The organism is Sphingomonas sp. (assembly GCF_013816785.1).
GTDB lineage: Bacteria > Pseudomonadota > Alphaproteobacteria > Sphingomonadales > Sphingomonadaceae > Sphingomicrobium.
The window spans coordinates 1-11,450 of the sequence record NZ_JACDDV010000062.1 but is presented as its reverse complement, the minus strand read 5'-3'; the positions used below and the strand labels follow the sequence as shown (position 1 = coordinate 11,450).

12 protein-coding genes are annotated in these 11,450 nt (G+C 63.5%); 6 read left to right on the top strand and 6 right to left on the bottom strand.

All coding sequences use genetic code 11. The annotated features are described in order from the left end of the window. The first annotated feature begins 158 nt into the window (after window positions 1-158). Both H0W65_RS11005 and H0W65_RS11000 read left to right on the top strand, forming a co-directional pair. Entirely contained in the window at window positions 159-614 is a 456-nt protein-coding gene (locus H0W65_RS11005; protein WP_294007576.1) for an ABA4-like family protein, read from the top strand. After that, the gene (locus H0W65_RS11000) at window positions 614-1,309 is read left to right on the top strand and encodes a DUF938 domain-containing protein (RefSeq protein ID WP_294007574.1); all 696 of its coding nucleotides are present in this window, start codon (window positions 614-616) and stop codon (window positions 1,307-1,309) included. Before H0W65_RS11005 ends, H0W65_RS11000 begins: the two co-directional genes overlap by 1 nt. A gap of 10 nt (window positions 1,310-1,319) precedes the next feature. Here the strand turns inward: H0W65_RS11000 and H0W65_RS10995 are convergent, their stop codons facing one another. Together H0W65_RS10995 and H0W65_RS10990 are read right to left on the bottom strand one after the other, a co-directional pair. Continuing rightward, on the bottom strand, window positions 1,320-1,727 hold the full coding sequence (locus H0W65_RS10995) for a DUF3597 domain-containing protein (protein WP_294007573.1): 408 nt from the start codon (window positions 1,725-1,727) through the stop codon (window positions 1,320-1,322). Then, window positions 1,724-2,194: a PA2169 family four-helix-bundle protein gene (locus H0W65_RS10990; RefSeq protein WP_294007571.1), complete on the bottom strand. Its 471-nt coding sequence runs from the start codon at window positions 2,192-2,194 to the stop codon at window positions 1,724-1,726. Before H0W65_RS10990 ends, H0W65_RS10995 begins: the two co-directional genes overlap by 4 nt. A 203-nt stretch (window positions 2,195-2,397) precedes the next feature. On the opposite strand from H0W65_RS10990, the gene H0W65_RS10985 reads away from it, so the two are divergent. Both H0W65_RS10985 and H0W65_RS10980 read left to right on the top strand, forming a co-directional pair. After that, window positions 2,398-3,150, top strand: a complete 753-nt coding sequence (locus H0W65_RS10985; protein ID WP_294007569.1) for a methyltransferase — start codon at window positions 2,398-2,400, stop codon at window positions 3,148-3,150. Continuing rightward, window positions 3,147-4,439 carry a cation:dicarboxylase symporter family transporter gene (locus tag H0W65_RS10980; RefSeq protein WP_294007567.1) on the top strand — a complete coding sequence of 431 codons (1,293 nt, stop codon included), beginning with the start codon at window positions 3,147-3,149 and terminating at the stop codon, window positions 4,437-4,439. Before H0W65_RS10985 ends, H0W65_RS10980 begins: the two co-directional genes overlap by 4 nt. A gap of 468 nt (window positions 4,440-4,907) precedes the next feature. Here the strand turns inward: H0W65_RS10980 and H0W65_RS10975 are convergent, their stop codons facing one another. The 4 genes from H0W65_RS10975 to H0W65_RS10960 form a co-directional block, all read right to left on the bottom strand. Next, on the bottom strand, window positions 4,908-5,195 hold the full coding sequence (locus H0W65_RS10975; RefSeq protein WP_294007565.1) for a hypothetical protein: 288 nt from the start codon (window positions 5,193-5,195) through the stop codon (window positions 4,908-4,910). Between the two features lie 72 nt (window positions 5,196-5,267). Beyond that, on the bottom strand, window positions 5,268-5,555 hold the full coding sequence (locus tag H0W65_RS10970) for a helix-turn-helix domain-containing protein (protein ID WP_294007563.1): 288 nt from the start codon (window positions 5,553-5,555) through the stop codon (window positions 5,268-5,270). Window positions 5,556-5,608: 53 nt separating this feature from the next. After that, on the bottom strand, window positions 5,609-6,580 hold the full coding sequence (locus H0W65_RS10965) for a PmeII family type II restriction endonuclease (protein WP_294007561.1): 972 nt from the start codon (window positions 6,578-6,580) through the stop codon (window positions 5,609-5,611). Beyond that, entirely contained in the window at window positions 6,573-7,904 is a 1,332-nt protein-coding gene (locus H0W65_RS10960) for a DNA cytosine methyltransferase (RefSeq protein ID WP_294007559.1), read from the bottom strand. The genes H0W65_RS10965 and H0W65_RS10960 overlap by 8 nt, the downstream gene beginning before the upstream one ends. Before the next feature lie 145 nt (window positions 7,905-8,049). Between H0W65_RS10960 and parC the strand changes: the two genes are divergently transcribed. Continuing rightward, a complete protein-coding gene (gene parC, locus H0W65_RS10955; protein WP_294007557.1) occupies window positions 8,050-10,272 on the top strand; it encodes a DNA topoisomerase IV subunit A in 2,223 nt (740 codons plus the stop codon). Between the two features lie 65 nt (window positions 10,273-10,337). Further along, on the top strand, window positions 10,338-11,450 hold a 1,113-nt coding region (locus H0W65_RS10950; RefSeq protein WP_294007555.1), incomplete at its 3' end, for a diguanylate cyclase.

Below are 11,450 nucleotides of genomic sequence, written 5' to 3'. Positions count from 1 at the left end.
GCGCGCGGTGGAGATGAGGCGTTGAAAGTCGCGCCGATCTACGCTCCGCGACGCCGGCTCGACGAAACGCTGGCAGCGCGCAAGCCGATCCTGGCGTACAAGACACCGGCGCCCGATGGTGCGGACGGCGGCGAAGGGGCGGAAACAGGCGGCGGCTGATGAACTGGGATTTCCTGTTCGGCTTCACCAACGCCGTCGCCTTGGGCGGTTGGTTGATGCTTGCGCTGTTGCCGAGAGGTCCAAAGGTGCAGGCGATCGTGCTTTACGCTTGCGTCGGCATCTTATGCACGACCTATGCGGCGATGTTCATTGGATTGTTCGGCGGCTTCGTCGATCCGGCCCGCGTCGCGGGTGTGGCAGCACCTGACTTGACCGATTACTCGATCGCCGGGCTCCGAGCCCTGTTCATGAGCGATGGCGGCATCGTCTTGGGTTGGACCCATTATCTGGCGTTCGATCTGTTCGTCGGACTGTGGATCGCCAAGGACGCCGACCACAAAGGCTTCTCGCGGCTGGTCCAGCTCCCGATCCTGTTCGTGACGCTGATGGCCGGGCCGATCGGTTTGCTCCTCTGGCTGATCGTTCGCGAGCGACGCGCGCGAGCGATGACGTAGTGACCGGACCGACCTTCCCGCCTTATAATATCGGCGATCTCAGCAGCGACCAGCGCCGCCACGCCCCCGCCGCGGCCCGCAACGTCGAGCCGATCGGCGACGTTCTGGCCGATTGGCTTCCGACCCAAGGAATGGTGCTCGAGATCGCCAGCGGCACCGGCGAACATGCGCTGGCGTTCGCGCGGCGCTTCCCAAATATCCAATGGCAGCCGAGCGATCCCGATCCCCTGACGCTAGTCTCGATCGCCGCGTGGCGGAAGGACGGCCCGCCCAACCTGCTCGTTCCGATCGCGCTCGACGCCTCGGCAGTCAGCTGGCCGATCGACCGAGCCAATGCCCTGGTGTCGATCAACATGGTCCACATCGCGCCATGGGAAGCGGCGCTGGGGTTGCTCGATGGCGCCGCGCGGCTCCTTCGCACGCGCGAATCACTAATTCTCTATGGGCCGTGGATTGAACTGGGGAAGCCGGTCGCGCCGTCGAACCAGGGGTTCGACCTATCCTTGCGCGATCGCAATCCACGGTGGGGGCTGCGGACTGTCGAGGCCTTTGCCGACGAGGCCGAGTGCCGCGGCCTATCGCTCGTCGAGCGGCGCACCATGCCGGCCAATAATTTGATGCTACGGCTCGAAGTGGCAAGGCGCTTGAACCCGGACCTAAAAGGGGTAGCGGCGCTGGCTTGCCGCCACCCCTAACCTCACCGACCTAATCGGTGAGGCTGGCCGGAACCTTGCCGCCGTTGGCCGCCAGTTGGCGCATGACCTCGCGTTGGAGCCACATGTTCATTTCGGCGCTGCCATCCTTCTGACCGGTATAGCCGAGCTCGGTCGCCAGTTCCTTGCGATTGTCGAGGCTCGAATCCATGTCGAGCAGCTTCATCAGATCGACGATCGACGTCTTCCAGTTGAGGTCGGGGTTGCCTTTCGACGCCGCGATCTGCGTGAGCACCTGATTGACGTCGACCTGCGCGGGCTGCGTCGGTGCGGGTGCGGTCGCGGTTCCGGCCGCAGGACCGCCGTCCATACCGGCGGGAATCTGCGGGCGTTCTTGCGGCGCTGGGGCAGCCGCCTTGTGTCCGAAAATGGCGTCTTTGATCTTGCCGAAAATGCTCATCGTGTCTCTCCCTCATGGGCTTCGAGTTGATGCTTGAGATTGCTCATTTCGTCGTGCCCCGACTTAACCGAGGTGAAGGCAAGCTCGATTGCCGACCGAGTTTCGCTCGACAGATCGCGGTCTTCGAGCGCGGATTCAAACTTGGCCTTAATATGATCTTCGCCGCGCTCGACTTCGTTGACGATCGCCTGGTCGTCCCGACTGGTGACCGCACCCTTCAGGTTTACGAAGGCACGATGGCCGGCGGCGAGGAGCGTACCATCGTCTTCAGCATTGCCGCCGAGGCGGCTAACCTCCGCACGAAGGCTTTCGGCGACCGACGACCGCTCATCGGCGCGAGCCTTGAACTGGTCGGCGAAGCGCGAACTGTCGACGGCCTCGGCGCTTGTCCGATATCCGTCGACGCTGTCGATGGTGGTGGCGATCAAGCCGTTGAGGGTTCGAATATCGTGGCTGGTGTCGGTCATGGACCTGTTACTCCTGAATATATGCGCCAGCATTTTTTGCTGTGACGCTCTAACGCATGAGGCAAGGAAAAAGCCTCCTCGGTTCAGCGCGCCTTAGTGGCTGCTGGCGTGAAGATGCCGGCTTGGTTCGCAGAGCGGCCTGACGGTCTGGCGCTTCCGAAATTGCCAGCGTAGATGTTCGGCAGGCAACTGGAAGGCAAGACATGCGGACAAAACTCTTGGCGGCACTTTTTCTGGCGATGGCGGTTCCGGCCAACGCGGCTCCGGTGCCGGCCAATATCAAGGCAAGCGTTGCGGCGACCGCGGCGCGGAGCGAGGCCAACGTCAAGCTCGACGAGAGCCGCAAGCCGGCCGAAGTGCTGGCGTTCCTCGGTCTCAAGCCCGGCATTCGGGTGTCCGATCCGTTCGGTGGAAATCTCTACTGGACCGAGATCACCGCGCCGGTTGTCGGGCCGAAGGGCCGCGTGACGATCTGGGAGCCGCAGCAATCATACAAGCAGAAGACCTATGACCGCTTTACTGCTTTTAAGGCAAGGCAGCCCAATGTTTGGATGCGGGTTAGTAGGTTCGAGTCGCCCGACCTGCCGGCCGCGGCCTACGACTTCATGCTGATCAACCTCGACTATCACGATGTCTATTGGGTGAGCGCCAAGGACGACGTAGTGAAGATCGATCCCGACGCTTGGCTCAAGGTGATCTATGGCTCGATGAAGCGGGGCGCGGTGGTCGGCGTGATCGACCATGTCGGCAACCCCGGCGACACCCGTGATACGGCGCAGAAGTTACACCGGATCGACCCCGAGACGGTCAAGGCCGATTTCAAGCGAGCCGGGTTCAAACTGGTGGCGGAGAGCGACATGCTCCGCAACACGGCCGACGACCATAGCCTGCCGGTGTTCGACCCCAACATTCGCGGTAAGACCGATCGCTTCCTACTCAAGTTCCGCAAGCCGTGACGGCCGACGAGCAGGCCGCGCGCACTCCGGTAGGCCTGACCGCAGGCGCGACGTGGCGGATATTGGGGGCGCTGGTCGCTGGGCTGTTGCTCGGCGCGCTGGTGGCGGCGGGGGCCGGGGACGGATGGCGCGAGCCCTTGGTCCGCGCCGCTTCGACCGTCGGCGGGATGTGGCTCGACGCGCTCAAGATGACGGTGGTGCCGCTGATCGTCTCGTTGCTGGTGACCGGGATCGTGTCGGGCGCCGAACAGGCCGAGGCCGGCGGGACGGCGCGGCGATCGCTGATCTGGTTCGTCGTCATCCTGACCAGCTCGGCGGTGTTCGGGGCGCTCGTTACGCCGCTCCTGCTCAACCTGTTCCCGCTGCCGCAAGCCGCCGCCGAAGCGCTGCGGGCCGGGCTCGCGTCGGTCGATGCCTCGACGGCGCAGGGAGCGGTGCCCAATCCGGCCGACCTGCTCAGAAGCTTCGTGCCGTCGAACGTGGTCGGGGCGGCGGCCGACGGAGCGATCCTGGGGCTGGTCACCTTTTCGCTGCTGTTCGCGTTCGCCATCACCCAGCTCGAGACCGAGAAACGCCGGCTGCTCGGCGCCTTCTTCGCCGCGATCGCCGATGCGCTGCTGGTGGTGATCGGCTGGGTCTTGTGGGTCGCGCCGCTGGGCGTGTTCGCGCTGGCCTTCGCGGTCGGGGCGGGAGCGGGGGGATCGGCGTTCGGGGCACTGATCCACTATATCGTCATCATTTCCTCGGTTGGGATTGCCATCCTGCTCGCTGCCTATGTCGTCGCCGTGACCCTGTCGCGCTTCCGCCCGGCGGAATTCGCCCGGGCGGTCTCGCCGGCTCAGGCGGTGGCGATCTCCACCCAGTCGAGCATCGCCAGCCTGCCGGCGATGATCGTCGCGGCCAAGAAGCTTGGCGTAGGCGAGACGACCACCGACATCACCTTGCCGATGGCGGTCGCCCTGCTCAGAGCGACCGGGCCGGCGATGAACATCGGCGTGGCAATCTATGTCGCCCACTGGCTCGGCCTCGAGCTCGGCCCGACCGCGCTGATTGCCGGAGTGGTGGTCGCGGCGACGACGACCTACGGCACCGTCAGCCTGCCGGGGCAGTTGAGTTTCATCACCTCGATCGCGCCGATCGCGCTGGCGATGGGGGTGCCGATCACCCCGCTCGCGCTGCTGGTCGCGGTCGAGACCATCCCCGACATTTTCCGAACGCTGGGCAATGTGACGATGGACGTCGCGGTGGCCGGCGGCGTGTCGCGGCGAGAGCGGGGCAAAGCCGACTAAGCGGCCGTTGGTCGAATTTCACGCGGTGCCGGTCGAGCGGCGCGTGACGGACAGCGGCAGGCGAGCTTTCCTCACCCGGCGGCGCGATCGACGGTTTATCCCTGACATCCCGACCTTCGTTCGCGTCGCACCCCATCATCTGCCGAACCAATCGGACCATTCCAGAATCGTCGCGTTTCCCGAGGCGAAGTTGACGAAGTTGACGGTGTCGCCGTTCCCGGGGTTTTCGCGAATGTTCCCAATGTTCGCACTGACGGCGATGAATTTGGAGCGGGGCGGCGGCGCGGGTGGGGCGAGGCGAAGCGCGGAAAGCTGCGGGTAGAATGGTGGGTATGCGCGCAGCGGGGACAAGGTCATTCAGCGAATATAACCTATCCGGTTCATGTAGGACAGCGAATGTTGCACAAGGCAAAGGGGTTCACGCGGAGGCGCGGAGGGGTTTAGTGCGCAGCCGGCGAGGGGCTTTGCTTATTTGAGGCGCCGGGCGTTGGCGGCGACCTTGCGGCGGTAGTGGGTGACGGCGCGGCGCGAGGTGGTGAGCGGATCGGCGGCGGGGCCGCGCGCGAGGAGTTCGGCCTGAAGTTCCACCGCCGCCTGCCATTTTTCGGTCATCATCAGCCACGCTTCCAAGCCCGCCGCGGGGCCGCCCTCGGCCAGCCGCGCCGCGCGCAGCTCGACGACGCGGGCGGCGGCAAGGCCCAGGTTCCAGCTATCGAGGCCGACGCGAAGCCAGGCGGTGGTTTGAGCGGGGGTCATGTGGGCCTTTCGATGGGGGCGGGGTGGGGATGAGAGGTGAACCGTTGGTGGGGGTAATGGTTCACCGAGTATTCAAAGCCCCGAGACGAGATCGGCGACTTGATCGGGCGCTTTTTCGATCAGGCGGAGGTAGGTTTCGCTGCTCTTGTCGGGACGACGGCGACCTTGCTCCCATTGTTCGAGCGTGCGGCTGTCGAGGCCGTAGCGCTCGGCGAAGCGGGCGCGGGTGAGCTTGGTGCGCGCGCGCAGTTGACGGACATCGACCGGCTCATGGACGACAAAGCCGGCGCGCTTACCCGTCTTGTACGCCTCAACCTCGGCGAGGCCGCGCTGGAGGCTTTCGAAATCGCTGTCTTTCATTTGCTGAATCTACGTCATTGACGTACTGATCGCAAGTTCTCTTGCTATACCCTTCAGTCGGCTTTGAGTCCTTCAACATCAGCTAACGGGGGGACATGCACCGGCTCGCCGGGCAGACCGGCATGACTTTCAAAGGCGGCGTTGAAAAGCGTTCCCCAGAAATCGTCTTCGTTTTCGATATCGAATTGGGCACGGAGCGATTGAGAGATGCTGAGGGCGTTCGCTTTTAGGTGTTCATAGAAAGTTCGATCTGCATGTTCGCGAGCAAAGCGCTTCTGACCATCGCGAATGGCTTGGTACATGTGGCGATGAACGTCCTTCACGCCGCTCACGAATTCCCAGAGATCCTTTCCGACGAGAAAATCGAACCAATCGGGGCGACCCAACTCCCTATCGACCAAGGCCGGTTTGTTGTTCAGCCTTCGGTATCTGCCGTAAGTGATGCCGATGACAAGACGGGCGCCAGTCACGTCATGAAGCTCTTGAAAATGACGGATCATCTCGGCCGCGTGCGATTGATTCATCGTCCACGGGCCTGCTTTGATGCTCATGAGGTATCGCTGACCTTCAACCTCGATGTCGAGATCAATCGGGGACCAACGATCCTTGCCGACGGCATCCTTTGCAGCCTTGGCGGCCAGTTTCTCGGGTGGCGACCGCGCGCCCATGATCTTCAAAAACTTGTCTTCGGCGAGCTTTCCGAAGGCTGTATCGTCGCCGTGGTAAGCCTTCCCTAGCTGTAACCGTTCCGCGACCTCGTAGGGACTGAATATGTTGTAGACCGGGGCGGTTATGAGCAGCAGGAACGGGTTGAAGTTTGTTTTGGCAATGTCATTGAAATCGACCGCAAGTTTCTGGAAGCGGCGACAGAGAAACTGATACGTCTCTTCCGTCAGTTGCGACTGAAAGTCTTCGGGCATTTCCTCCTGCAATTGATTGCGTCGAAATCGGCGCGGACGCTCCGCATCTGCTAATGGGATGGGCGGCGCGTACTCAATTTCGGCTTCGTCTCCGCCCTCAGGCACCGGCAAACACCTTTTCCCTGCGATGAGTACGAGGTGCCGCATATTCGGCGGCACCGTTATCGGCTCCATCAGTCCACACCTTACTCGCGCCTCCCTTAAACCACTGTCGGGTGCGAACATGAGAGCGAAGATAAACGAGACGATATGAGGACGTTTCGGTGCTCGGTTGCGCTATGGCCGGGTCGCGGTCCAAGCAGCTCGCAATTGCGTTGCCCGCTGCGATACCCAGACGCACTGGAACTGCATTGCCGACTTGGCGATACTGATCCTGCGGCGTGCCTCTGAACTGCCATTCGGGCGGGAATTCCTGAACTGCGGCACACTCGGCGACGGTCAATGCGCGAACTTCGGTGGGATGAGTGAGCGCGGTACTCGCGTGATTGGGCATCGTAACAATAGTTGGGCATGGCAGGTCGGCGCTCAAACGGCGCCACCATCCGGATCGACCTCCCTTTGCGTGGAATGCCTTCCCCATCGATTCCATTTGTAACGCCAGAGGAAGACATCGCCAGTTTCCGCCAGGTGGAATCATCGAGAGATAGCTTTTCTTGCGTGGTGAAAAGTCCATAATGACGGAATTAAGCTCATGACCTACCCGCCTTAGGGCGTCCCCCAAAGTTGCGTAGGGCAATTGATTAGGACCGTGCGTTGGCTCTGGAAAGTCGATAACCGCATCCATTCGGTTGCCGATGAATATGGCGCGCTCGCGAATTTGTGGCGCGCCGTAGTTTGCGGCGTTCACCTCAAAGACGTCCATGCGATAAACCTCGCCGAAGCGCCTCCGCAAATCCTCCAAGAACTTCCTCATGACCGATCCCGGCATCTCGTCGGGATCAAGGGGTAGTCCGCCCTTTTCCGGCCTGGCCGCGATTGGCCTGTGTTTCAGTGCGGCAGAAAGTAATCCGCGAACATTCTCAATCACGAATGTCTTCGGGCGGAACACGTCGATATACTCGATGACCTGCCAAAGCAGGGTTCCACGAGGATCCTCCACAGTACGGCGCCGGCCAGTGGTGCTGAAGCTTTGGCAAGGTGGGCCAGCGCAAAGGAGGTCCAATTCTCCAGTCGCCATGCCAAGGTCTGCCATGACGGAAACAGCCGGTATTCGAGTTATGTCGCCCTCGTGCACCCGCATGTCTCGACGGGCAGTGCGCCCTTTGTCCCGGTTCAGTCGGATCGTGTCGCAGCAGGCTTTGTCGAATTCCAGCGCGGCCAATGTCTCGAAGCGCCCTGTTGCCTCAAGTCCGAGATCGAAGCCCATCGCACCGGAGAACAACGACACGACGCCGTATTTCCGTAAACCCGCGCCATTCGACTGATTCATTCGACCGCTCCTGTTCCCGAGATGTTCTATGATGGGCGCCAATACACTGCAACAGTCATCACGCTTTTTCTGGATGAGGTGGAAAAATAGAATGATGGGCTTGACTGGGGTGACGGCGAGGCCGCGCGCTTGCTAGTTGCATCCCATGCAACCCACCGAATCCGAAATCGAAGTTCCCTTCGATGCCGCTCTCTCCGAGCGCTACCTCGTTTATGCCCTCTCCACCATCACCGCGCGCTCGCTTCCCGATGTCCGCGACGGGTTGAAGCCGGTGCATCGCCGCCTTCTGTGGGCGATGCGGTTGCTCAAGCTCGATCCCGCCTCCGCTTACAAGAAATGCGCTCGCGTCGTCGGCGACGTCATCGGCAAATACCATCCGCACGGCGACCAGTCGGTGTATGACGCGATGGTGCGGTTGGCGCAGGATTTCGCGCTGCGCTATCCGCTGGTCGACGGGCAGGGGAATTTCGGGAATATCGACGGGGATAATGCCGCCGCCTACCGCTATACCGAGGCGCGGCTGACGGCGACCGCGGCGCGGCTGATGGCCGGGCTCGACGAGGGGACAGTCGACTATCGCGCGACCTATAATGGGGAGGATGAGGAGCCCGAGGTGTTTCCCGGGCTGTTCCCCAATCTGCTTGCCAACGGGTCGTCGGGGATTGCGGTGGGGATGGCGACGTCGATCCCGCCGCACCATGTCGGCGAGCTGATCGAGGCGGCGTCGCATCTGATCGACAATCCGGGGGCGGACGATCGCGACTTGATGGATTTCGTCCAGGGGCCTGATTTTCCCACCGGCGGGGTGCTGGTCGACGGGCGCGAGGCGATTGCGCTGGCCTACAGGACCGGGCGGGGGAGCTTCCGGCTGCGCGCCAAGATTTCGGTCGAGCGCGAGAAGGGCGGGGGGTGGCATCTGCTGGTCAGCGAGATTCCGTATGGGGTGCAGAAGGGCAAGCTGATCGAGGCCATCGCCGGGCTGATCGGGGACAAGAAGCTCCCGATCCTGGCCGATGTGCGTGACGAGAGCGACGCGGCGGTGCGGATCGTGCTCGAGCCGCGCTCGCGGACGGTCGATCCCGAGCTGCTGATGGAGAGCCTGTTCCGGATGAGCGAGTTGGAAGTGCGCTTCCCGCTCAATCTGAACGTGCTCGACAAGCATCGCACGCCGGGCGTGATGAGTTTGCGCCAAGTGCTGCTGGCGTGGCTCGAGTTCCAGATCGAGGTGTTGCTCAGGCGCTCGACGACGCGGATCGGCAAGATCGACGACCGATTGGAGTTGCTCGACGGGTTTCTGGTGGCGTTTCTCAATCTCGACCGGGTGATCGAGATCATCCGTACCGAGGATGAGGCCAAGGCGGTGATGATCGCCGAGTTCGCGCTGACCGATCGGCAGGCCGAGGCTATCTTGAACATGCGGCTGCGCAGCTTGCGGCGCTTGGAAGAGATGGAGATCGGCAAGGAGCGCGCCAAGCTGGCAAAGGAGCGCGAGGAGCTGGCGCGACTGGTCGAGAGCCCCGCGCGGCAACGGACCCGATTGAAGCGCGACCTGGCGGCGGTGCGTGAGGCTTATGCCGGGGACGAGCGGCGGACGCTTCTTGTGGAGTCCGGCCCCGCCCGGGAGCTCGACTGGAGCCAGATGATCGAGAAGGAGCCGATCACCGTGATCCTGTCGCAGCGCGGCTGGATCCGGGCGATGAAGGGGCATGTCGCGCTGGCCGAGATCGCCGAATTGAAGTGGCGCGAGGGGGACGGGCCGCATCTCCATTTCCACGCGCAGACCACTGACAAGCTGCTGCTGATGGCTGACAATGGGCGGGTCTATACGCTGGGCGGCGACAAGCTGCCCGGCGGGCGCGGGTTCGGCGAGCCGGTGCGGCTGACGATCGACCTGGAGGCCGAGGCCGAGATTATCGCGACGATGGTGGCGCGGCCCGAGATGCGGCTGCTGGTCGCGACCAGCGACGGGCGCGGGTTCGTGACGAGCGGCGAGGCGACGCTGGCCGAAACGCGCAAGGGCAAGCAGCTGGTCAATTTGCGGCCCGGGGCGAAGGTGGTGGTGCTCAAGCCCGTGCCGGGCGCGGCCGACGCGGTCGCGGCGATCGGCGAGAACCGCAAGATGCTGGTGTTCAGGATCGACGAACTGCCCGAATTGGGGCGCGGGTCCGGGGTGCAGCTGCAGCGCTATCGCGACGGCGGGCTGAGCGACGCGATGGCCTTTGCGATGGCCGACGGAATCAGCTGGCCGTTGGGCGGCGACAGCGGGCGAGTGCGGTCGGAGACGGACTTGACGCCGTGGCGCGCGATCCGCGGGGCGAGCGGCCGCATCGCGCCCAACGGATTCCCGAGGAGCAACCGGTTCTCGTAAAGCCGAGCGGCGAGAAGCGACGGGTCGTGACGGTCTGTTAACCTCCCCCGGTTAACGCTGCACTCATGCAGGCTGCAGCAAAGCGCGCGACCGCGCCCAAGGGTGCTCGCGCGGCGGACAGGAACGAGGTTCGGACCGCCCACGCGTCGGCGGACGAACTCGCCTTGCTCACGGCCCTGCCAATCGCGGCTGCGATCGTCGGTCTCAACAAGCATGGCGTGCTCAAACTGCTCGAACGAAATCCGCGGTTCGACGAGGTGATGGCGACGACCGGCGACGCGTTGATGATGAGCGGCGATTTTCGTCACTGCACGCATATTCAGATCGCCCAGATGATGATGGCGTTCCTGGCGGATTTCGACGCGCCGAGCGAGCTCGACTTTTGCGACGGCGAAGGGTTTGGCGCGCGCTATTACCGGATCAAGCTGGCCCCCCTGCCGCGTGCCAGCACCTTCAACAGCCCGCGTTGCCTGGTCAGCCTGGTCGAGCGGACCGTGGAGGTCCAGGCCGAGCGCACGCTGCGCGCCGAAATGCTGCGCGACAGCCTGACCGGGCTGCCCAACCGCCTGAGCTTCACCGAGACGGTCGAGGCGCGCGGCAGCACGGCGGTCGGCATGCCGGCGGGAAAGGTCGACGCCGCCTATGCGGTGTTGGTGGTCGACATGCTGCGCTTCAGCCGGATCAATGAGTCGATGGGCGCGCTCGCCGGCGACGAACTGCTGATCACCTTCGCCCGCCGGCTGATCTCGGCGTTGCGATCGGGCGACGTGCTGGCGCGGACCGGGGGCAATGAGTTCGGCATTTTGGTCGGGCTGAAGCGTGGCAGCATCGATGCGCTGGCCGCCGCCGAGCGCATCCAGGAAGTCATGGCGACTCCGTTCCGCCTGTCGGAGCTGGAAATTCGCGTCGAATGCGCGATCGGCGTCGCCCTGATGCACGACGACCAGGACGCTGAGGAGCTGTTCCGCAACGCCCAGTTCGCGGTCAAGCAGGCCAAGCTGGCGGGGAAACCGCAGGTGTATGAGCCCAAGGAAGCGAGCGCCGCGCGGCGACGCTTCTCGATCGAGACCGAGCTTCGCCGCGCGCTCGACAAGGACCAGTTGAAGCTGTTCTACCAGCCGCTGATCGACCTGAAGTCGGGCGAGGTTGCCGGGTTCGAGGCGCTGGCGCGCTGGACC

Coding starts and splice junctions, on each gene's coding strand:
- H0W65_RS10990 (WP_294007571.1), bottom strand. CDS start 2,194: ATGACCGACACCAGCCACGATATTCGAACCCTCAACGGCTTGATCGCC.
- H0W65_RS10975 (WP_294007565.1), bottom strand. CDS start 5,195: ATGACCCCCGCTCAAACCACCGCCTGGCTTCGCGTCGGCCTCGATAGC.
- H0W65_RS10960 (WP_294007559.1), bottom strand. CDS start 7,904: ATGAATCAGTCGAATGGCGCGGGTTTACGGAAATACGGCGTCGTGTCG.
- H0W65_RS10995 (WP_294007573.1), bottom strand. CDS start 1,727: ATGAGCATTTTCGGCAAGATCAAAGACGCCATTTTCGGACACAAGGCG.
- H0W65_RS10970 (WP_294007563.1), bottom strand. CDS start 5,555: ATGAAAGACAGCGATTTCGAAAGCCTCCAGCGCGGCCTCGCCGAGGTT.
- parC (WP_294007557.1), top strand. CDS start 8,050: ATGCAACCCACCGAATCCGAAATCGAAGTTCCCTTCGATGCCGCTCTC.
- H0W65_RS11005 (WP_294007576.1), top strand. CDS start 159: ATGAACTGGGATTTCCTGTTCGGCTTCACCAACGCCGTCGCCTTGGGC.
- H0W65_RS10985 (WP_294007569.1), top strand. CDS start 2,398: ATGCGGACAAAACTCTTGGCGGCACTTTTTCTGGCGATGGCGGTTCCG.